We start from the raw sequence: 22,294 nt of genomic DNA, 5'->3' as shown, positions 1-22,294 counted from the left end.
AATGCATTATCACATAGCAGGAATCTAAAAATCATATCAAATAGCTAAGTACTATCGTGCAGGGCTGTTTTCATAGAAGGTGTTGATGAGTTGCCTTTGGTCATTGTTTTACGGTCATTTCCTGCCCAGCTTTTCCATGTCCTCAAGATATTGCGGTGATTGGTCCAGATAGAAGGATAGGGCTTTGGAAAAGTTTTTGCCCACCAGTCCGTCGACAAAAAACTGGCTGATTTCCTTATGCCGCTTCAAGATAAGCTGCGAACGGTAGAAGATAAGCCATTCTTCGCGGGACATGTTTTGAACTATTCTGCTCAACGCTTTTCGTGAGCGCGGCTGGTAGAGCCAGAAATACATCAGATCAAGGGCATTTACGATGATCAGTTTTTCAAGGTCGCTTGCTTCTTTGTTCAGGGTTTTCATCATCATTTTAGGTGTCTGAAGCATTTCGAGCACATCTTCTTCCGGAAACATGAGATCCAGTTTGGAAAATACCGAAAAGAGCTGGGATATTTTTGTTTTGTATCCGGCCAGCCTGTTCTGCACGTTAGTCTGCCTGTCTGCCAGCCCTTCAATGAATCCCGCAACACTGTCTGATGCGAACTTGGAGATGATTGCCGCCCATTTCTGCAGAATTCCGGTCACGTCCGGAAGTCCGGCCATACCCAGAAGCATACCGATCAGTCCGCTTAAGACTACAGCAACAGGGATAGCCAGTATGGATCTGAAGAAGTTGCCGAAGGTGGCTCCTTTGGGAAGTCCCCGTATGGCGTTGTGACTGGAAAGGTAGATGCCGTTGGCCAGCCCCATTACGGAATAGAGCAGGATCGGGTTGGTGGCTGTAGTTACCCCGAAGGTGTTGTCCAGCAGCAGTGTCTTGACCAGATAGTCCAGCAGGGGGACTGAGAAGCCGGTGTAGAGCAGGGAGTCTGAAATTCGGCTCCAACTGACCAGCGAGTTCCACGGCAGCAGCGGGGAGCGGCGTAATCCTCCCCCGCCGAGGACGGATTGAATTATATTTCTCGATCCGGTGATGGCAAACCAGATGACCGCTCCGAAACAGGAGAGCAGCCACCAGTCCTTGGTAAGGAAGAAAGTCAGGAATGCGGGGATGAATCCCAGCAGTACCTTGGCGGTATTTTTTATGTTGGTGTTCAGGTAGGTCCAGGGCCTGCTTATTGATTCGGGGTGGTCTTTGCGGACTGAACCGTTTTCAGATTGGATATAAATACCGCCCAGTGTGCCTATGTTGCCCGGCTTGCCGGCGTGTATCCTGAATGAATCAAGGGTCCATTTTACCCAGCGCTTTCCTCTCCTCTCAGATATACGTGACAGGCCGTGATCCGAGTACCCGGCTTTACTGTTGATACTTTTGGTCATCAGGGCACTGACTGGAATGCGGATGCGTCCCGTGGTGCAGTCCATGCGGTAGAAAGGTTTGCGTGCGCGGGCCGGGAGGGTGTCGAGGACTACGAATCCCATGCCGTGCCTGTGCTCGGCCTGCCCGGTGGAACCGGAACCTATCCGTGATTTCAAGCTTCTTTTTCGGTATATGGTATGAAATTTTTCCAGATCGAAAAGAATGCCGACCAGCTCCGGCTTTCGCTCCTGCATTGCGTTTATCAGGGCTATTCGACTGCTGTTCCCGGCTTCCTGACTGCCGGATGAAAGTTTTTTCAGCCGTTCCAGTTGCTCTTCATGGTCATAAATTATCTCACGGATGGCTCTTTTCAGGGTTATTACGCTGTCATCGTTCAACGCTTCCTGCAGCCTGCCGATAAGCTTGTAGTGTTTTTCGCGTCCGGTAAGCTGGGTGCCTCGGCTTCCGGCAGAGTGCCTATTATCTTCGGAATTGATTCCCTGACATGCATCTTTCAGGTTGTAGGCTTCAATGTGGGTGATCATGCCCCCGCCGGCATAGAGAAGTTCCAATGTGTCCTGTGCAGTCAGGTTGGCAAGGTTGAGCGTGAACTCGGAACTTGAGTGCAGGCGCAGCAGGCGGGTCATCAGTTCATTGATGTTGCAGCGCAGAAGCTCAGGGAGTTCTGTATCCTTGTGAGGTTCGGCAGGGTTGTTCAGCTGGGGATTTTTTTCCGGGGCCAGATATTCCGCAATAATGGTACTGACAGTCAGCCTTTGAACCTGCTTTTTTTGTTCCGTGGTCAGTGGACTGTCCGTATCACTTACTTCCGCTTTTGACCGGGGCTCAGTCTCGGCATAGAGGGACAGTTTGTTATGGATGAACCGGCCTAGGTGCAGAATGGAAGGTTGACCTGTTCCCACGAAGCCCAGAAATTCATCCCGACTCAGGGGTGGCAGCTTCAAGCCCAACTGCTCGCTTAACTGTTGCCAGTGTATGTCGTTGAATTCAGTCAGAACTTCAAAGACGTATTTCTGTTGATAGCGAGAAACTTCCTTTCCCTCTTCAAAGAAAGCAGCCACATGTTCTTTGGCTAAAAATTTGTGGTAGCTGGAACTGTCGGAAAGTACGTTCGGTTCCCATGTGAAGCGGACGAATTTATCCCGGAATCGTGCCGAAAGCTCAATGGCGACCCGTACATCGATATCGAGAATGCTTCCCGCTTCAAGCAGCTCTTCGATAACCTGCGGGCTGACATAATTGTAATAGACAACGGTAAGATTGCGGATGCCCTTGATCCATGCGTCCATGATCAGATGGGTGGGAGATTTTCTGCCCTTGGTGTTGGCATCATGCACGTGGTCGTCAAAGGCGAAGTGGTTCCAGTCTTCCGGCATTTCCACCAGATGATATTTTGCAAGCTCCTTGCGTATCTTGCGAGGATTTCCTGCTGAAACCATGCGGAAATCATGAGCCAGTTTTAGTCTGCTCAGTTCGCTGTTGCCCGGCCTGACCAGTTTTTTCATTATCTGCAACAATACCCGGGCCGTGTTTTTGCGGTAATACCCGGAAGATGAAAGGAATACTTCATCCCGCAGTGAGCGCAGCGCTTTCAATCTGTCTCGGGCCATGCCTTTTTCAAGACTTCCGAGCAGGCTGATTACAGCATAAGCAATGCGCAGCCCCTGCGGTGCAGCCATTTCCTTAATCCCCTGTGGATGCATGTATTCTACAAAAAAGGAGCGGAAAGCGCGTGATTCGGAGCCTCGTTTGAGGACGTCGTCAACAATCTGCAGAAGCTGATAGTCGAGCTTATCGAAGAAAATGGAAGAGATTCTGGTCATGGCAAGGGGAGATGGGCCAGGCAGAAGCCGGAAGCCCCATGCCTGACCCTCTGTCGGTTAATATTTATAATCAGCCAGTGTTTTGACTGCGGTTGCGTAAAAATCAGTGAAAACACCGTCAACTCCCATGTCGGCAAGGATTTTCCATTCTTCAGGAAGGTTGGCGGTATAAACAAAAACAGCAAGTTTTCTTGCATGGGCTTTTTTAACGAATTCCGGCGAGACTGTACGATACCACAGATTGACAGAAGTAGCATTCATGGAACAGGCGCTGTTCAGAAGTTCTTCCGTATAATATTTTCCGTTCAGGCAGTCTTCAAGTTCCTGTGCAAGCAGGGCATGGATATGCGGTTCAGTGCAAATTTTATCAAGCAGGGCCATGTTTTCCGGGAGAGCTGGAAATCTCGGCAGCATGTAGTCTTCATTGCCGTAGGCAAAAAGCTCCGCAAAATACCGCTCACCCTCGGGACCTGTCTTTTTTAACAATATGTTGCGGCGTATGGCTCCGTCAAGCAGTGCTATTTTAGCTTCGGGGCAGACTTTTCTTAAAGCCTCCAGTTCTTTCCAGTTGAAAGAACTGGCCAGCAGGTCTGTAGTCTCCAGTTTTCCTGCAGCAACGTATTCGTTGAACAATTCCCCGGCTTTTCTGCCGGTATTGTTTCCTTTCAGCTCCATGTGGATGGCCGGGCGTTTGACCGGATCGCAGGAGGCAAAGAAGTCGAAGACTTCCGCCAGAAAGGGGATGCGGTCTTTGCCTTGATCCGGGTCGCCCGCAAAGAGCGTCTTCAGGGTTTCGGAGTCCGTGCTGGATACTTCACCCCTGCCTGTGGATACTTCTTCGAGGTCCAGATTGTGGACGATGACCAGTTTTCCGTCAGCGCAGAGCTGCACGTCGAATTCAATAGCCGGGACTCCTTCGGAAGTAACCTTCTCAAAAGAGCGGATGGTGTTCTGGTTGTAACCGGGGTATTTGCAGCCCCTGTGTCCTATCAGCATCATGTTAAACTCTCCGTACTACAACAAATTAGGCAGAAACATGACCACTGAGGGCATGTAGGTCACGATAACCAGCACCGCCAGCAGGGCCAGAATAAAGGGCCATATTTCCCGGCAGAATTCCCCTACCGTAGATCCGGTGATGGCACAGGTCGTGAACATCATTGAACCGAAGGGCGGGGTTATGCCCCCGATCATGATGTTTACGATCATGATCAGGCCGAAATGGGTCAGGTCTATGCCCATGTTTTTGACCAGCGGAACCAGCAGAGGGGCAACGATGATGAGCAGCGCCCCGCCTTCAAGGAACATGCCCAGAACAAGAAGCAGGATGTTGATGACAACCAGAATGAGCCACGGTGAATCGGAGATAGCCAGAATCGCCTTGGTCAATTGGTGGGGGATGCGTTCCCAGCTCATGTACTGCCCGAAAACAGAAGCCGCAATGATAATCAGCATTACCGAGCTGGTACCCAGAATGGTGTTCTTCATGATGATGGGAAAATGTTCCCAGCGCAGTTTCTTGTAGAAGAAGGCACCGATGATTATGCAGAAAAGGACTGCCATGGCACCTGCTTCCGTGGGGGTGAATACCCCGAAGCGGATACCGGCGATGATACCCAGCGGCAACAGCAGGCCCCAGATTGATTCCCGTGCCTGTTTGATGATTTCCCTGCCGGAAGCCATTTTTTCGCGGGAGGGTTTGTAGTCCCTTTTTCTGGCAATAAAATTCACGGTGAGCATCAGGGCTAAACACATCAGTATGCCCGGCATATAACCGCCGATAAACATTTTGGCCACTGAAACCTGTGCGATGAGGGCATAAATGATCAGGTTGATGCCCGGAGGAATTACCGGGGCAATGGCTGATGACGCTGCAGTAATGGCGGTCGCAAAGGGTACGCTGTAGCCGCGCTTTGTCATTTGCGGGACAAGAATTTTGGACTGCATGGCCGCGTCTGCGTTGGCGGAACCGGAAATACCGCCCATGAGAGTTGAAAGCAGCACGTTGACCTGGGCAAGCCCGCCGCGCAGGTGTCCGGTCAGGACATCAGCCATTTTCATGAGGCTGGAACTGATGCCGGAGAAGTTCATGATTTCGCCGGCCATGATAAAAAAAGGGATGGCAAGCAGAGGAAAGGAAGCGGTGGAAGTTATGAACTTCTGCAGGATTAGATCCGGCGGTGTGCCTACATCGCCGAAAGTGAAATATGCAAGACCTGCAGCCAAGAGCGCAAAGGCGATAGGAATGCTTGTAAAATAGAGCGTCATTACAATGGTTATGGGAAATGTAAGCATGTTCTATTCTCCTTCCGCCCGGTTGCCGAAAAGTTTGCGCAGGTCAGTGTATAAAAAGCCCAGTGCGTAGATTGTCATTAGCGAGAACCCTACTGTTAGTGCCAGGTTTACGTAGACAGCCGGAATATCCAATACTGGTGTGCGTTTCAGCTTGTTGGCCTGAATGTAGAGGACACTGAGATAGACAATGTATCCATTGATGACGAGCATGAGCAGGTCAATGACCACGGCAATGAAATTGCGCCATACTTTGGGGCCGATCTGGCTGATCATGTCGATTCCGATATGCATTTTGTACCGGTACGCCGCAGCCGAACCGACAAATACGGACCAGATGAATGCTGTGGTGGAAACTTCCTCAGCCCAGAACAGCCCGCTCTGAAATAGATAGCGCAGCGCGACATTGACTATGACCACTGCAACGGTGATGCAGAGAAAAAAGCCGCTGACAAAAAGGTCGAAATTTTTGAATAGAAATTTTGATGCTTCAGACATTGTTCCTACCCGGAACGGCGCATGAGAGGCAGGCTCCCATGCGCCGCAAGGTTTTTATTTTCTCATTGCGTCGAGTTCTTTGAAGATGGACTGGAATACGCCGGGGGTCATGCCTTTCTGCTCTTTGTAAAGAGGTTTCAGGGCTGCGCGGAAAGCGTCACCGTCAACTTCGTTGAACTTCACGCCGTAGGATTCGAGTTCCTTGACCACGCCGCCATGCTGGGATTTAAGCAGGTTGACCATGTGGTTTGCACCGCTGGTGAATTCGTCCTGAATAATTTTCTGGTATTTGGCCGGAATGTCGTTCCAGACCTTGGTGGAGATGTATACACCGCAGGTTCCGAGGATGTGGCGGGTGTTGGCTACGTTTTTGGTCGGGCCTTCGTATACTTTGGTGCCGATGTTTGTGAATTCGGAACCTTCGAGACCGTCAACAACACCCTGCTGCACTGCGGAGAGGGTTTCGCCCCATGGCAGGGGAGTAGCAACAGCGCCCATGGCGGTAAGGGTGTCGATGTAGGATTTGGAACCGGGGGTACGGATTTTCATTCCTTTGAGATCTGCGGGAGTCTTGATGACTTTCTGGGTAATCAGGTTACGGAATCCGTAAATGTAGTCGAGGGCAAGAATTTTGATGCCCTGTTTTTCAGCTTCGGCCTGCATTTTTTTTACGAGGTCGGTATGGGTCAGGTTTACGTATTCATCAAAGCTGCGATAGAGCATGGGAGCATAGAGAGCCTTGAAATCGGGAACATAATCGCCGATGAAAGAAGGATCTTCAACTGAGATGAATTTTGCGCCGCGCACAACCTGTTCTACGCCTTCCTTATATGCGGGAAGCTGGGCCTGTGGAAAAGTCTGGATGTTGATGGCGCCGTCGGTTTTTTCGTAAATTGATTCGGCCACGGCATCCATGGATTTGGAAAGCTGCTCGGCAGGGCTGAATACGTGACTCAGCTTCAGGGTCAGTTTGTAATCGTCAGCCATACACTGGGTGCCCATGGACAGGATCAGGACAGCGCCTGCACAAAGCACGGAAAGGGTCTTCTTGAAGCTCATTGTAATCTTCCTCCTAAAGGTTCCTTACTTATCAGAATTGCCGCAACAACTGCAGCAACCCTTTTTGCTACTGTCTGTCCTTGTTGTCTCCGGCTTCCGTCTTTGGCAATACGGAGGCGGTGGATTCACGGACAACCAGTTTGGTCTCCATCATATGTTGCACCGTTTTTTCCGGTGTTTCCATTATCTGCAGCAGAAGTTCACAGGCCCGCCGTCCCATTTCGTAGGCCGGCTGGCGGACAGTTGTCAGGGCCGGGACCATGTATGAAGCTGTGGGCATATCATCAAAGCCCACGATGGACAGGTCTTCTGGCAGTGTCAGTCCGGACTCTCTTGCCCCTTTGATTGCTCCGAGAGCGATGTAGTCGTTGGAGCAGAAAACCGCGCTGGGCGGAGTCTCCAACCCGAGCAGCTGTTTAATTGAATCCCGTCCCCCGGCAAGGGAATATTCGGTCTGGACCAGCAGCTCCTTATCATAGGCGATGCCGTTATCCTTAAGGCACTGGCGGTATCCGTGCCAGCGGTGGTATGATCTGTCAGTCACTGAAAAGGTGCCTGCAATCATCCCGATCCTGCTGTGTCCAAGGGAAATAAGATGTTCAGTTGCAACGTACCCGCCACGATAGTTATCAACACCAACGGCAGAAATTTCGCCCCCTTTAATCGTGCTGAAAAGCAGGACAAAAGGGATTTTTTCAGTCACAAGGTTTTTGATTATATCGCCCTTGGGGTCGGTCGTGGTAATGATCAGTCCGTCCACCTGGCTTTCACGTAAGGCTTTAATCAGGCTTTTTTCCTGTGAAGCCTTGTAGGATGTGTTGCCGAGGATTACTTTGATCTGCTGCTTTTCGGCGAATTCCTGAACTCCGAGAGTTGATTCAGCGAAAACGGGGTTGTTGATGCTTGGTAATATCAATCCGATTGTATTGGATTTCTTGGTGGCAAAGCCGCGTGCAAGAGCATTGTATTTATAGTTGCACATCTTCATGGCCCGGAGAACTTTTTCCCGGGTTTCTTTGCGCACATTTTCCGGGGAATTTATTACCCGGGACACCGTGGCGGTGGATACTTGCGCAAGTCGTGCAACATCATGAATGGTACTCACAGAAAGCCTCTTTATGTAAACGTTTACATTTGGTTAGCAGCTTGCTAAGCTTAATGTCAACGTTTTTGTCAAAATGTATTATAATAGTTTGTTATTTTTAATTTTTTTTGATGCTGTTAAGCATATTTTAAAGAATGGATATGACGTTATTGTTCCGCCAATGTCATTTCTATGTAAACATATACATCGCTAAAAAGGGTGGGGTGATGACTAGCAGTTTGTTGCGAGAGCTGTCAGCGAAGGTACAGCGGATAGAGTATTGCGGGATGTTTGTTGATCTGGTGCGTACCTCAAGGGGCACCGTAAGGGTCGGCAGCATGCCGGATGTTACAAAGTTTGTGACAGAACACGGCTTTCGCGAAGAGACTGTAGTCGTCCCCGGTTGGGAAGTATCTCAGGCGGGGGATAACCGAACCGGGGAAGAGTTTGTGCTCTGGCAGGCCCAGATCAGGGGCGGCATATTAAAGGAATATGTAGGCTTGAAGCATAATGTGGAGCAGCTCCACCGGAATCTTGAACGAATTTTTCCATATTTTTTTGATGACAAAAACCTTTCCGTGGAACGTAAAGACTGGCTGGGCAAATGGTTCCATTTGAATGTCGCTGGCCCGGTCTACAGGAATGGTGAGCTGGAAATCTGTTTTGAAGACGGAGATATTGTTATCTCGGATGCCGGTGAAGTCCTGTATCGGCGCAACGATTTCTGGCCGGCTGAAAGTCCTGACACAGCCATTGAGAACCTGCTGAAAACAATTCCTAGAGACAGAAAAACACGCAGCCACCTCGAGGTTCTCCCGGTCGGTTGCGGTAACGGTGTTTACGGCACAACGGCCAACACCATTGTGCGTTTCGGTGAATATGTGATCTGGATAGATCCTTGCGGGTATCCGGCGCATACCCTTGCCCGGCACGGAGTCCATTGGGACGACGTGACTCATTTTCTGTTCACCCATAATCATGAAGATCATGTGCAGGGTTTTACCGCCTGCCTCCAGCGGGCACGTAAATACAACCGCAAGCTGAAGTTGATTCTTGCAGAAAATGTATTCCGGGTGCTGGCAGATCTTTACTACCCGCTTTTCCCCGATCTGGAAGAGTATGTAGAGATCGTTCCCTTGCAGCCCGGAGTCCCGTTGCAGTTAGGGCCAATCCAGATAGACAGCCGCTGGAATCATCATATCCTTCCCTACGGGACCATCGGTCTGAAAATTTCAGCCGGGGGAAGATGTTTCGGCTACTCCGGTGATACCAAGTATGATGAACAGATTAATGAAGTTCTGGACCGTGCTGAATTGGAAGCCGAATGGTTCAGTTCCTGTGATCTTGTTTTTCACGAAATTGAATTTGATAACCCGGACAGCGTTCACACCCATTGGAAACAGGTTGAGTCCTTGCAGGAGAAAATTTCCGGCAGGGTGCTTGGGTATCATTGTTTCTTTCTGGCCAACAGTCCTTTTCCCTTGGCGGAGGAGGGGCGTTGGTATGTTCTGGATGGGCACTGCTAAATAAAAGAGCTGAGATGGATGACAAATCCCCGCAATGTTTTAACATTGCGGGGATTTTTTTGTTTTGCAGCATCTTTTGATCATATTGAGGATCTCTATTTGCCACAGCCCATATGTGTGGTAAGCTTTTACATGTCTATATTCTGTACGCATTGTTTCGGAGTACAATTTGAATCAACCCGGTAATGAATTAGGTGCGGAGGACGGATGGAACTTCTCGATCTGGGCAGGAAGCCGGTCAGTGATGCAAAACCGGCAGGTGATGATGCCCGCTATGAGCCGGAATACGACCTGTTGCAGCAGGAGATAGATAAACTTGCCAGTGCAACAGCTGGCGGGGGCGTGGATTGGAAAAAAGTTGTCAAACTCAGTTCCTCCATACTTAAAGACAAATCCAAGGATTTAAAGGTGGCGTCCTATCTGGGGGTGGGGCTGCTGCACCTTAAAGGTGTGGAAGGACTTTTGGCCGGTGCGCAGATTCTGCTCGATCTGGTTACGAATTTCTGGGACACGCTTTATCCGGCCAAGAAGCGGATGCGCGGCAGGTTCGGTGCTATCAGTTGGTGGGGCGAAAACGGCGAGAAATTTCTTAAAGATTATGGCGGTGATGAGCTTCGCAAAGAAGTGGCAGAGCTGCTGGCAAAACGTGTTGACGCTCTGGACGCTGCTCTGGCCGAAAAATCAGATGATGCGCCGATTTTAAGGGATTTGTCGGGATATGTTCAACGGTTGCCGGTAGAAGCCCCCCCGGAACCGGAGCAGACCTCTGTGTCGGATGAAAGCGGCATTTCCGCTGCTGCCGAATCTTCGCCCCCTGTATCGGCTGCCCCGCTTCCTAAGGCTGAGGTCAGCGTGGGTGATATTAATTCCCCCGAAGAATGTGCCGCCGGAATCAAGGCCGCACTCTCATCTTTTGTCCCTGTTTCCGAATACCTTCTTTCCGCTGATCTTACTGATGCCATAGGGTACAGGTTGCGGCGCATGGGTGCGTGGATGCCAGTAGTTTCCCTGCCTCCGGCAGAAAACGGGCGGACCATGATCCCCGACCCTGAAGGTTCGATCAAGGATTCCATTGCCAGCCGGCTTGCGTCCGGGGATTTTTCCGGTGCCTTGCTTGAGGCGGAATCTCGCATCGGGGAGTATCTTTTCTGGCTTGATCTGAGCCGCATGTCCGCAGAGGCTCTCAAGGGAATGGGCGATGGTTATGCTGATGCATTGGCTGCCCTTGAGCTGGAAACACAATTTTATGTACAGCGTCTGCCCGGTATGTCCGGATTGAGTTTTGCCGAAGGCACTCCTTTTGCCGATCCCAGGACCAGATCGTGGCTGCAGTCTCTAGGCAAAGTCTCGGATGGGGGTGTTTACTCCGGCAGCGGGAGTGACGAAGTGGCTGAAATAATGGTTAAAGCCGAACAATTGGCTGCAAATAAAAAAATATTGGAGGCAGTGGCGATAATTTGTGATACGCTTAATACATCTCCCTCCCTGCGCTCTGCTTTCCGGTTGCGGACCGGATTGACCGGTCTGCTTACTGCGGAAGGTCAGGCCGGGGTGGCCCATGTTCATGCTGCCGCGCTTCTGGAGCAGATCGAGAGCTGCAATCTTGAGCAGTGGGAGCCGGAGCTGGCTTTATCCGGCCTGCAGGCAGCTTACGGGGCTGTAATTGCTGAGGGGGGGGCTGATTCGGAAGCAAAGAGTGTTGAAATTTTACAGCGCATCATCAGGCTCAGTCCTGTTGAGGGGCTGAAGATTAACGGATTTAACTGACGGTTTGGACTGATCCCAGAAACTTTTCAGCGGAGGTCTTGAATATGGCTAAAGAAGGTTCTGTCGCTCCCAAGGAGCGGGTTAACATTGTTTACAAGCCTGATACCGGAGATGCCAAGGAAGAGGTTGAATTACCTCTCAAACTGCTGGTGGTCGGCGATTTTACCCAGAAGGATGATGATCGCATGGTCGAAGACCGTGACCCGGTGAACATCGACAAGGATAATTTCAACGAAGTGCTCAAAGCACAGGATCTTGAACTGAATATGGGCGTTGAAGATAAGCTCAGCGGCGATCCGGACGCGCAGATGGCGGTTAAGCTCAAGTTTGAAAGCCTAAAGGATTTCGATCCGGACCGGATTATTAAGCAGGTGCCGGAACTGCAGAAACTCATGGAACTGCGTGAAGCACTGAAAGCCCTGAAGAGTCCGCTCTCCAACGTGCCTGAATTCAGAAAAAGGGTGCAGGAGCTGGTCAAGGATGACGGTGCGCGCGAAAAACTGCTCAAAGAACTTGGAATCGAGTAGGGGGAATACCCATGGCAGACGAAAAACTTGAACAACAGCAGGCTGCTGAGTCAACAGCAGAAGGTTCACTTCTTGATGATATTGTAGAGGCCACCAAACTCAAACCTGAAGATGAAGCGTATTCCGTAACCAAGGCGGGATTGCAGGCTTTCCTTGAGGAAATGGTTAAGCCGGAACGCGAAGGAGCCAAGGTTTCCGGCAATCTCGTGGATGATATGCTGGCCCAGATTGATGAAAAGCTGTCCGCTCAGATGGACAGCATTATCCACAACAAGGATTTCCAGAAAATGGAATCCTCTTGGCGGTCGCTCAAATTTTTGATTGATCGTACCAATTTTCGCGAAAACGTACGTATCCAGATGATGAATGTCTCCAAGGAAGATCTGCTGGATGATTTTGACGATGCCCCGGAAATAACCAAATCCGGTCTATACAAGCAGGCTTATACTGCAGAATACGGACAGTTCGGCGGCCAGCCTTTCGGGGCCATTATCGGCAATTATGATTTCGGACCCGGACCGCAGGACATGAAACTGCTGCAATATACCGCGTCGGTTTCGGCTATGTCCCATGCTCCGTTCATTGCTGCCGCAGGACCTGATTTTTTCGGCATTGAAAAGTGGAGCGAGCTGCCCAACCTCAAGGATCTCAAATCCATCTTTGAAATGCCGCAGTACGCCAAGTGGAATGCCTTCCGTGAATCGGATGATGCCCGCAATGTGGGACTGACCCTGCCCAAGTTCCTGCTGCGTCTTCCTTACGGCCCGGAAACCCTTCCGGCCAAAAGTTTCAATTACCATGAATCCGTTTCCGACGGTGATGATGATTTCTGCTGGGGCAATACCGCATTCGCATTTGCCTCCAAGCTGACCGACTCATTCGCCAAATACCGCTGGTGCGCCAACATCATCGGTCCGCAGGGCGGCGGGGCGGTGGAAGACCTGCCCCTTTACCAGTACGAGGCCATGGGCGCGGTGCAGACCAAGATCCCGACGCAGGTGCTTCTTTCCGAACGCAGGGAATTTGAACTTGCCGAAGAAGGTTTCATCGGCCTGACCATGCGTAAGGGCAGTGACAATGCCGCTTTTTTCTCTGCCAACTCCTGCCAGAAACCGAAGTTTTTCGGTACCAGCAAGGAAGGTAAGGAAGCGGAGCTTAACTATAAGCTTTCCACCCAGTTGCCTTACATGATGATTATGGACCGTCTGGCCCATTACATCAAAGTTATTCAGCGTGAAAATATCGGCACATGGAAGGAGCGTGGTGATCTTGAACGCGAACTTAATACCTGGATTTCCCAGTATGTCACCGAGATGGACAACCCCGCACCCAGTGTACGCAGCCGCCGCCCCTTGCGCATGGCCAAGATTGAGGTCAGCGATGTAGAAGGAGATCCGGGCTGGTATCAGGTTTCCCTGAAGGCCCGTCCGCATTTCAAGTACATGGGTGCGGCATTCACTTTGTCATTGGTCGGAAAGCTGGAGAAAGAATAGTCAGCCTGAAAAAGAGTCCGGCTGTTGTCCTCTTCGCGACAGCAGCCGCTGAACCGGTAAACCTTTAATCATTAACTTTGAGGAGAAGGGTTATGGCACTTACTTCGTATATGAAAGTAACAGGAAAGACTCAGGGACAAATCAAGGGTGATTGCACCCAGACCGGCGATAAAAAAGATACCATGCTTGTCTATGCGCTGGATCATAATGTGGAAATCCCCAAGGATACCCATACCGGTCTTCCCACCGGACAGCGTATTCACAATCCGTTCACCGTAACCAAGCATGTGGACAATGCATCTCCCAAATTGGCTCAGGCCTGCTGTAAAGGTGAGCAGCTTACCGTTGAAATTGATCATTACCATATCGACCCCACCGGAATCGAGAAGAAGTACTACACCATCAAGATGGAAGAAGCGATTATCGTCAACCTCCACAGCTATAAACCGGTAACTTTTCTGCCAGACAACAAGGCTTATCATGACATGGAAGATGTCAGCTTTACTTATTCCAAGATCACTTGGACCTACGCTGACGGCAATATCGAATATACTGACGACTGGAAGTCCAGCTAAAACTGATATTCAGGACAGGGGAACCCCCTGTCCTGAATAACGGAGACAATCTTGACCACCCAGCGACTTCTTGAACGTATCCGCTTCATGGAAGAGGACCCGGACTGGCGTGATAGCGCCGAGCCGGGACAGGTGGTCAAGTCTGTTCTTGATTATCTGCGCATGATTCTGAATACGCGGCAGGGAAATGCTCAGATCGCCCCGGATTTCGGGGTGCCGGATTTCACTTCCATGATCGGGGCCACCGGGCTGGATGCTGTACGCTCCATTGAGGAATCAATGACCGAGGTCATCCTCAAGTATGAACCCCGGCTGGCAAACGTAAACATCAAGTTTGTGCCTATGGAGGACAACCCTCTGGCTCTGCATTTTAAGCTGCAGGCCAAGCTGGCCCTCGAAGGTCAGGACATGCCCGTAGTGTTCGAGACGGTCCTTGATCCGGACGGTCAGATTTCAGTAAAAGATAACTAGTTTCTCGAATTTAAAAGTGGCGAAGCCCTATTAAAAGTTTTTGGGATTCTTAAACCCCTTTGCAAAAGGGTTTAAGGCCCCCGGCAGGGCCGCCGGAGGCATACAGAGTATGATCGAAAAGTATTATCAGAGGGAACTGAGCCATTTGCGAGAACTGGCGGTGGAGTTTTCCAAGACCCACCCGGCGCTGGCTCCCATGCTGACCGGACCGGGAGCCGATCCTGATGTTGAGCGGCTTCTGGAAGGCTCGGCATTTCTGTCCGGCATGATCAACCAGAAGCTGGACGATGAATTCCCCGAGATAGTACACGGTCTGGTACAGCTTATTTTCCCGCATTACCTGCGGCCCATTCCTTCAACCACGATCATCAAATTTACCCCCAAGCCGAGCTTGATGGAAAGCATCAGGGTTCCCAGTGGATCGCAGATCGCATCAATTCCGGTTAGTGGGGTGCCCTGTACATTTTCCACCACTTACGATGTAGACCTGCATCCGCTATTCATAACCGGTGTGGAACTGGTCAAGGGGGCAGGCACATCGGGAACTTTGAATATAGATCTGGAGCTTAAAGGCCTTCCGCTGGATGAATGGGATAATTCAGCTTTGCGTTTTCATCTTACCGGAGACGCAGCCGGTGCATCCATGCGCTATAAGTTTTTATTCAATTATATCCGCGAGATCAGGATAAGTTCTGAAGACGGAAGTTTGTGTGTGCTGGGCAAGAATAACTTCAAGGCTGTGGGTTTTGAGGATGAGGAGGCTTTGCTGCCTTATCCCTCGCAATCATTTCCGGGTTACCGGATTCTTCAGGAATATTTTATCCTGCCGGAAAAATTTCTTTTTTTTGAGATAACCGGGCTGGACAACTGGCGTAACCGGGGCAGTGGCGGAAAGTTCAAGATCATTTTGGAGCTGGAAAAGATTCCCCAGACATTCAATCGATTTACAAAGGATGATCTCTGTTTATTTGCAACCCCGGCCATCAATTTGTTCAAGCGTGATGCCGAGCCTGTGATTCTGGATCATAAACGTCCGGAATATCAGGCCCGCCCGTCAGGAGATTCCGGGGGAGATTATCAGGTTTACTCCGTGGATTCCGTGGTCGGCTATGTGCAGGGCACGGTGGAGGAAAAACCGTACAAACCTTTCCACATGTTTAATCCTCAGGCTGGGGAGATGCCTGTTTATACCGTGCATCACCGCCGTTCCCCGGTGCGCGATAAAACCGATATTTTTGTTTCAGTGGCTTACCCGGCAAAGGCTGATGAACCGGTTACCGAAACCCTTTCCATGGCTTTGACCTGCACCAACGGCACCCTGCCGGAAAAATTGCGTTATGGGGATATCAGCAAACCAACCGGGACTTCTCCGGAGCTGGCTTCCTTTGAAAATATCCGCCAGCCTACTTCCCCTGTTCAGCCCCCGCTGGGCAGGAACCTGCTTTGGCGGCTGCTCTCGCATCTTTACCTTAATTATCTTTCCGTGGCTGATATTGAAAGTTTGCGGGCCATGGTCAAGCTATACATCTTTACCGACACCCGGGATCGCAGTTCGGTGGTGGCCAATACCAAACGGGTGGAGGCCATTTCCGGCATGGAGGTCAGTGAAGGTGACCGTCTTGTGCGCGGGTTGGTAATGCGTGGGCGGGAGATCAGGATGTCGCTCAGCTGTGACGGCTTTGCCAACAGCGGCGATCTTTATCTGTTCAGTTCGGTGATGAACCGCTTTTTCTCTGGTTATGCATCGGTCAATTGTTTCACCCGGTTGACTGTTGAGGACACCTTAAACAAGGAGGTCTACAAGTGGGCTGCGATGATCGGAAACCGTCCGCTTCTGTAACCGGGAAGCTGCTCGATAAACCGACCGGTTTTTCTTTTTTTCAAGCCATCCGTTTATTACGGTTGCATTCGCATACCTGTGCCGGGAAAGAACTTGAAGAATTCTTTCGCGACCACCTGCGGGTGCATCCGCAGCTTTCCCTCGGCTTTCCGGCCACCGATCTGATCGATATTGAACATGAAGAAGGTGATCTCTACCGCCTTGAAACCACTTTTCTGGGACTTTACGGAGCTTCATCGCCGCTTCCGGTTTTTTATACTGAGGAGTTGCTGGCTGAAGCTTCCGAAGACAAGTCTGTTACCCGCGATTTCCTGAATATCATCAACAATAATGCCTATGTCCAGTTCTTCCGGGCCTGGAGCCGTTCCCGGCTGATGATAAAGGCCGTTGATGAAGAGGATCATTCGTGGCTTGAACGTCTGGACAGCCTGCTCGGCTATGGTCATCACAAGGCTTTTTCCCATGTGCCGCCGGAATGCCGTCGCTACCGGCACATCGGACTGCTGACTCAGTATCCGCGCAGTGCCCTAGGACTTGAAACCCTGCTCAAGGATTCCCTGCAGCACCGGGACATTCATGTGGAGCAGTGCGTGTTGCGCAAGGTCAAAATTCCTGAAGACCAGCGTTTTTGTTTAGGGGAAAACTCCAACCTGCTTGGCGAGCGTTCATGGATCGGGGAGGAGCTGGAAGACCGCAACAGCAAGTTGGCGGTGCATTTGCGTAATCTGGATTCAGGCCGTTTCCATCAGTTTTTGTTTAATGACGGCAGAAAGCTGGACAATTTTGTACGTAGCTATCTTGTGGAGCCGTTCAAGTATGATCTGGTCCTTGAGATGAAATCAGGTGAGGCCAATACAACGGTACTCGGCGGAGAGCAATGGTCGGTCCTCGGCTGCGATACCTGGATTTTTGCCGGGGATTATCTGGAGCACGCAAAGGCGTCCTTCGCCGATAAGCGTGGACATATTTATGAGAGGTATGAATTATGATCAATGTAGACATAAGAAACCTTCTTTCAAAGCTGGATACCTTCTGCACCAATGCATTGCATAATGCAGCAGGCTTGAGTGTTTCGCTCAGCAATTATGAGGTTTCAGTGGAGCATTTTTTCCTTAAATGCATTGAGGATGTGAACAGCGACCTGCCGCTCCTTTTTCGCCAATACGGGATGGATGGGTCGCGCGTTACTGCAGCGCTCACCGCTGTGTTGCAGGATTTCAAGACCGGGAATTCCGGTAAGCCGGTATTTTCACCCATGCTGTTGGAACTTTTTGAGGATGCATGGCTCATTTCCTCGGTGGAACTGGGTGAAATGCGCATCCGCTCCGGTTCTGTACTTTTAGCCTTTCTGGGTAAACCGAATTTCTATGCTTCCGGCAATTATGCAGATCTGTTTTCCGGTATCAATCGTGAAAACCTGCTTAAGGAATTCTGGACTGTGACCAAAGGTTCGGTGGAATACAAGATGCCCTCCGCACCGGGAACAGCAAGTGCACCAGCCAAAGGCGAAGGCGGGTTTATTGAACGCTTTTGCATTGATTTTACAGCCAAGGCCCGTGAGGGCGGTATTGATCCTGTCTTCGGGAGAGACCCGGAGATGCGCCAGATGGTGGACATCCTTGCCCGCCGCCGTAAGAACAATCCCATCCTTGTAGGTGAACCGGGAGTGGGCAAGACTGCGGTTATTGAGGGACTGGCCCTGCGTGTTACTGAAGGCGACGTTCCTGAAATTTTAAGTGGCGTTAGCCTGTTGGGTCTGGATATGGGGCTGCTGGAAGCCGGGGCCGGGATGAAGGGTGAGTTTGAGAATCGTCTCAAAGGCGTAATCGATGAGATCAAGTCCAGTGAGACTCCGATCATCCTGTTTATTGATGAAGCGCATACCCTTGTGGGGGCAGGAGGTTCCGCCGGGGGAGCGGACGCCGCCAACCTGCTTAAGCCGGCTCTTGCCCGTGGAGAATTGAGGACCTGTGCCGCCACCACTTGGACCGAGTACAAGAAATATTTTGAAAAGGACCCGGCTCTTGCCCGTCGATTCCAACTGGTCAAACTGGATGAACCGTCGGTTGACACTTCTACCATTATTCTGCGGGGCCTGCGTGAAAGTTATGAAAAAGCCCACAATGTGATCATTCGTGATGATGCCAATGTGGCTGCTGCGGTTTATTCTGATCGGTATATCGCCGGACGTTTTCTGCCGGATAAGGCCATTGACCTGCTGGATACGACCTGTGCGAGGGTCAAAGTCAACCTTTCTGCCAAGCCCGGTAGACTGGAAGACTGCCAGCGTGCAGTTCAGGCTCTTGAACGTGAAAAGCAAGCTGTGGACCGGGATCGCAGTAATGCCGTGGAAGTGGATGAAGAGCATTACAGTGATTTGTTGAAACAGATAGAGGCCAAAAATTCCGAGGCCGCTGAGATCAGCGAAAAATGGCTCAAGGAAAAGGACGCCGCCCATGCCGTGCTGGATGTTCGCACGCAGATTCAGGAAGCGCGCAACGGTGATTCCGCAGATGCCGGGGATGAAGCTTCCCTTGCTAAGCTCAAAGAAGAACTGGACAAGGCCGATGCAGCCCTTGCCGAACTCCAAGGCGATGATCCCATGGTCCAGATTGAAGTTACCCCGGATCTGGTGGGACGGGTTGTCTCGGACTGGACCGGAATACCGGTGGGTAAGATGGCCCGTGACGAGGCTGCTACCGTTGCCGATCTTGATGAAAAACTAAAACTGCGTATCAAGGGACAGGATCAGGGCCTTGCGGCTATTGCCGAGGTTATCAGGGCTTCCAAGGCCGGGATCAAGAACCCGGACCAACCCATCGGGGTTTTTCTGCTGGTCGGGCCATCCGGGGTGGGTAAGACCGAAACCGGGTTGTCTTTGGCAGACCTTCTCTTCGGCGATGAGCGTTCCGTGGTCACCGTCAATATGAGTGAATTTCAGGAGAAACACACTGTTTCCCGGCTGATCGGTTCGCCTCCGGGTTACGTGGGCTACGGCGAGGGCGGCATGCTTACCGAAGCTGTGCGCCGTCAGCCTTACTCCGTAGTTCTTCTGGATGAGGTGGAAAAGGCCCATCTGGATGTGATGAATACCTTTTATCAGGTTTTTGACAAAGGGGTGCTCACCGATGGCGAGGGCAAGGATATCAATTTCAGAAATACCATTCTTATCCTGACCTCAAACCTCGGCACGGACGTTATTCAGGAAATGACTGCACAAGAAGACGAAATGCCATTGGAGGCGGTACTTTCCGCTGTTCGGCCAATTCTTTCCCAGCATTTCAAACCGGCACTTTTGGCGCGCATGAACGTTGTGCCTTATTTCAGTCTCAATCCTGACGCCATGAAACTGATTTCCCAGCTGAAGCTCGGCAAGCTGGAAAAGATGCTCCTTGCCAACAACAAAATGAAGTTGAGCTATGATGATCAGGTCGTGGACCAGATAGCCGCCCGCTGCACTGAAGTGGAAACCGGAGCGCGCAATATCGAATACATCCTGAACGGCAACGTGCTGCCGAAGATGTCGAAGGAAATCCTGCTGCATATGACCGAGGGCGGCATGCCTGCGGCTGTGCATCTGGGAGTGGACGGGGACGGCTCCTTTACCATGGAATTTTCCGCTGAATAAAGAGCATGAGAGGGTAGTTTTATGGCAGATAATTCCAAGCCCAAGTTTGTTTTCGAGTCCAAGGGTGCGGATAAGAATACTTTCAGCGTAGTCCGTTTCAAGGGCACCGAAGGCTTATCGACCATTTACCGTTTCAGCATCATGCTGATTTCGGAAAAGGATGATCTCGACATTGGTACCATCCTCCAGAATCCTGCGGAATTTACCATCAAAAGGGATGACGGGGATATCCCCTTCAAGGGAATGCTCAGTTCCTTTGAACAACTTCATCAGGTAGGTAAGTCCTGCTTCTATCGTGCGGAACTGGTTCCCAAATTATGGTGGGCAACCCTGACCCATTGCAATCAGATTTTTCTGAATGAAAATGCGCAGGGATTTCTCGGTGACGTACTCAAGAAGGCCGGACTCAAGGAAGGCTTGAGTTTTGATTTCAAATTGCAGGGTTCATATCCTTCGTGGGAATATGTCTGCCAGTACGATGAGTCCCATTTCAATTTTGTTTCCCGCTGGATGGAACGGGACGGCATGTACTATTATTTTGAGCAGACCGATCAGGGTGAGAAGATGGTCATTACCGATACCCACATCTCGCATTCGCCCATGAAGGAAGGCACCAGCCTGACCTATTCTCCGCCCAGTAATCTTGACCACACCCATAGAGAGGAGATCGTCAAGAATTTCATGCTCAAACAGCAGCCGCTGCCCAAGAAGGTGCTGCTCAAGGATTACAACTACCGTAAACCCAGCCTTGAAATGAAGGCCGAGGCTCTGGTCTCGCAACATGGCATGGGCGAAATCTATATTTATGGTGAACACTTCAAGACTCCCGAAGAAGGTAATCAACTGGCCAAAATCAGGTCACAGGAATTTCTCTGCCGGGAAAAGGTCTTTCACGGCGTATCCACTGTTCCTTATGTGCGAACCGGATATATTTTCGAGTTGAAAGATCATTACCGCCAGGATTTCAACCAGCGTTACCTGACAACTGAGGTGGTCCATGAAGGCAGTCAGGAGGCTTATCTGGTTTCCGGTTTGGGCCTGAATCTGGCAGAAGACGCCGACCGCCTCTACTATCGCAATTCCTTTAGCTGTATTCCGGCTCAGACCCAGTTCCGGGCCGAGCGCAAGTCCGTAAAGCCGAAGTTCTCCGGGACTATCAATGCCAAGGTCGACGCTTCGGGCAGCGGTCAATATGCCGAGCTGGACGGCGAAGGCCGTTACAAGGTGATCATGCCTTTTGACGAGTCCGGGCGCTTCGGCGGCAAGGCCACCACATGGTTGCGCATGGCCCAGCCCTACGGCGGCTCCAATCACGGTATGCATTTCCCGTTGCATAAGGGAACCGAGGTCCTGATAACCTGTATCGAAGGAGACCCGGACCGGCCCATTATCCAATCCGCAGCCCCTAATCCGGAAAACCCCAGTCTGGTCAAGGATGCCAACCAGACTAAGTGTATTATCGCTACCGGAGGCCAGAACCTGTTCCATTTTCAGGACAAGCAGGGCAGCGAAGGCATGCATCTGAAAACTCCCAAGGACAATACCTATGTGCGGCTGGGCTCGGCGGCGGCTGAACCCAATGGAGGTGAAAAGCCTGTTACCGAAGATAAGGCCAAAGAGATTGCCGATGAGCAGATTGAAGCCAAGGAGAAAGAAAACAGTCTTGTTCTTTCCTCAGAAGGAAATATCAAAATCGGCGGCAAGAACATTGCCAGCTATGTACTTGGCAATGAGAGCAAGGTTGTTCTGGGATTCTCTCAGGTTGTAAATATAGGTAACGATACAAAGTTCTTCGGTGCTCTTAAGGAAGACGTCGTAGTTGGTATGGAGACCGGGATAAAGCTCGCCCTGCTTAATGAAATAACAGCTACGAAAAACGGTCTGGTGCTCGGTACTGCCCGCAGGCTGGAGACAGAAAAGGAACATCTGCACGCCAAGGTCGACGAACTGGAAGGGGACAGCACCCAGCTTAGATTTCAGTGTGTTGAACTTGTGGAAGCTCATCAGGAATTGAAGGGTGATCATGATAAACTTGTCGGCCAACATAACAAACTGGCCGGTCAGACCTCCACCTTGGTTGGTGAAACCAACAAATTGGCCGGAGAGTTGGAGAATCTTGCTGGACAGGTCACTGAAGTAGCCGGTGATGTTTCGGAAGTATGCGGAGAACTAACCAAGATTGCAGGGGAAGAAACAGGGATTTCCGGCGAAGTCGTTAAAGCATGCGGCAACAAGACTGCTGCCGTGGCGGCTTTTTCCGAAGTTTCGGCTGAATCAAGCAAGATTTCCGGCGAGATTACTCGTATTGCCGGATTGGATACGACCATCTAGCC

General features: G+C 50.8%; 16 protein-coding genes. 10 read left to right on the top strand and 6 right to left on the bottom strand.

Annotation, left to right across the window (positions count from 1 at the left end):
• Positions 1-114 precede the first annotated feature (114 nt).
• The 6 genes from ACKU41_RS09850 to ACKU41_RS09825 all read right to left on the bottom strand — a co-directional run bounded on the left by ACKU41_RS09850 (position 115) and on the right by ACKU41_RS09825 (position 8,155).
• On the bottom strand, positions 115-3,201 hold the full coding sequence (locus ACKU41_RS09850) for a hypothetical protein (RefSeq protein ID WP_321405219.1): 3,087 nt from the start codon (positions 3,199-3,201) through the stop codon (positions 115-117).
• A 57-nt stretch (positions 3,202-3,258) separates the two neighbouring features.
• The gene (locus ACKU41_RS09845) at positions 3,259-4,200 is read right to left on the bottom strand and encodes a glycerophosphodiester phosphodiesterase (protein ID WP_321405218.1); all 942 of its coding nucleotides are present in this window, start codon (positions 4,198-4,200) and stop codon (positions 3,259-3,261) included.
• A 15-nt stretch (positions 4,201-4,215) separates the two neighbouring features.
• Positions 4,216-5,496 (bottom strand): TRAP transporter large permease, encoded by a 1,281-nt coding sequence (locus ACKU41_RS09840; RefSeq protein WP_321405217.1) that lies wholly within the window; start codon positions 5,494-5,496, stop codon positions 4,216-4,218.
• Between the two features lie 3 nt (positions 5,497-5,499).
• Positions 5,500-5,991: a TRAP transporter small permease gene (locus ACKU41_RS09835; protein ID WP_321405216.1), complete on the bottom strand. Its 492-nt coding sequence runs from the start codon at positions 5,989-5,991 to the stop codon at positions 5,500-5,502.
• A 54-nt stretch (positions 5,992-6,045) separates the two neighbouring features.
• Positions 6,046-7,050: a C4-dicarboxylate TRAP transporter substrate-binding protein gene (locus ACKU41_RS09830; protein WP_321405215.1), complete on the bottom strand. Its 1,005-nt coding sequence runs from the start codon at positions 7,048-7,050 to the stop codon at positions 6,046-6,048.
• A 67-nt stretch (positions 7,051-7,117) separates the two neighbouring features.
• Positions 7,118-8,155 (bottom strand): LacI family DNA-binding transcriptional regulator, encoded by a 1,038-nt coding sequence (locus tag ACKU41_RS09825; protein ID WP_321405214.1) that lies wholly within the window; start codon positions 8,153-8,155, stop codon positions 7,118-7,120.
• Between the two features lie 206 nt (positions 8,156-8,361).
• Between ACKU41_RS09825 and ACKU41_RS09820 the strand changes: the two genes are divergently transcribed.
• The 10 genes from ACKU41_RS09820 (at position 8,362) to ACKU41_RS09775 (ending at position 22,292) form a co-directional block, all read left to right on the top strand.
• Positions 8,362-9,660 (top strand): MBL fold metallo-hydrolase, encoded by a 1,299-nt coding sequence (locus ACKU41_RS09820; protein WP_321405213.1) that lies wholly within the window; start codon positions 8,362-8,364, stop codon positions 9,658-9,660.
• A gap of 207 nt (positions 9,661-9,867) precedes the next feature.
• Positions 9,868-11,427, top strand: coding sequence for a type VI secretion system protein TssA (gene tssA / locus ACKU41_RS09815; RefSeq protein WP_321405212.1), 1,560 nt, complete (start codon positions 9,868-9,870; stop codon positions 11,425-11,427).
• A 44-nt stretch (positions 11,428-11,471) separates the two neighbouring features.
• Complete coding sequence (gene tssB, locus ACKU41_RS09810) at positions 11,472-11,954, top strand: type VI secretion system contractile sheath small subunit (protein ID WP_319777066.1); 483 nt, start codon at positions 11,472-11,474, stop codon at positions 11,952-11,954.
• Between the two features lie 11 nt (positions 11,955-11,965).
• The gene (gene tssC / locus ACKU41_RS09805; RefSeq protein WP_321405211.1) at positions 11,966-13,447 is read left to right on the top strand and encodes a type VI secretion system contractile sheath large subunit; all 1,482 of its coding nucleotides are present in this window, start codon (positions 11,966-11,968) and stop codon (positions 13,445-13,447) included.
• A 92-nt stretch (positions 13,448-13,539) separates the two neighbouring features.
• Complete coding sequence (locus tag ACKU41_RS09800) at positions 13,540-14,022, top strand: Hcp family type VI secretion system effector (protein ID WP_319777062.1); 483 nt, start codon at positions 13,540-13,542, stop codon at positions 14,020-14,022.
• 51 nt (positions 14,023-14,073) lie between these two features.
• Positions 14,074-14,493 carry a type VI secretion system baseplate subunit TssE gene (gene tssE, locus ACKU41_RS09795; RefSeq protein ID WP_319777060.1) on the top strand — a complete coding sequence of 140 codons (420 nt, stop codon included), beginning with the start codon at positions 14,074-14,076 and terminating at the stop codon, positions 14,491-14,493.
• 109 nt (positions 14,494-14,602) lie between these two features.
• On the top strand, positions 14,603-16,333 hold the full coding sequence (gene tssF, locus ACKU41_RS09790; RefSeq protein WP_319777058.1) for a type VI secretion system baseplate subunit TssF: 1,731 nt from the start codon (positions 14,603-14,605) through the stop codon (positions 16,331-16,333).
• The gene (gene tssG / locus ACKU41_RS09785; RefSeq protein ID WP_319777057.1) at positions 16,297-17,322 is read left to right on the top strand and encodes a type VI secretion system baseplate subunit TssG; all 1,026 of its coding nucleotides are present in this window, start codon (positions 16,297-16,299) and stop codon (positions 17,320-17,322) included. The genes tssF and tssG overlap by 37 nt, the downstream gene beginning before the upstream one ends.
• Complete coding sequence (gene tssH, locus ACKU41_RS09780) at positions 17,319-19,961, top strand: type VI secretion system ATPase TssH (protein ID WP_321405210.1); 2,643 nt, start codon at positions 17,319-17,321, stop codon at positions 19,959-19,961. The genes tssG and tssH overlap by 4 nt, the downstream gene beginning before the upstream one ends.
• A gap of 21 nt (positions 19,962-19,982) precedes the next feature.
• Positions 19,983-22,292 (top strand): type VI secretion system tip protein TssI/VgrG, encoded by a 2,310-nt coding sequence (locus ACKU41_RS09775; RefSeq protein WP_321405209.1) that lies wholly within the window; start codon positions 19,983-19,985, stop codon positions 22,290-22,292.
• Positions 22,293-22,294 lie beyond the last annotated feature (2 nt).

The organism is Maridesulfovibrio sp. (genome assembly GCF_963678865.1).
GTDB lineage: Bacteria > Desulfobacterota > Desulfovibrionia > Desulfovibrionales > Desulfovibrionaceae > Maridesulfovibrio.
This window is presented reverse-complemented; position numbering and strand designations above follow the sequence as displayed.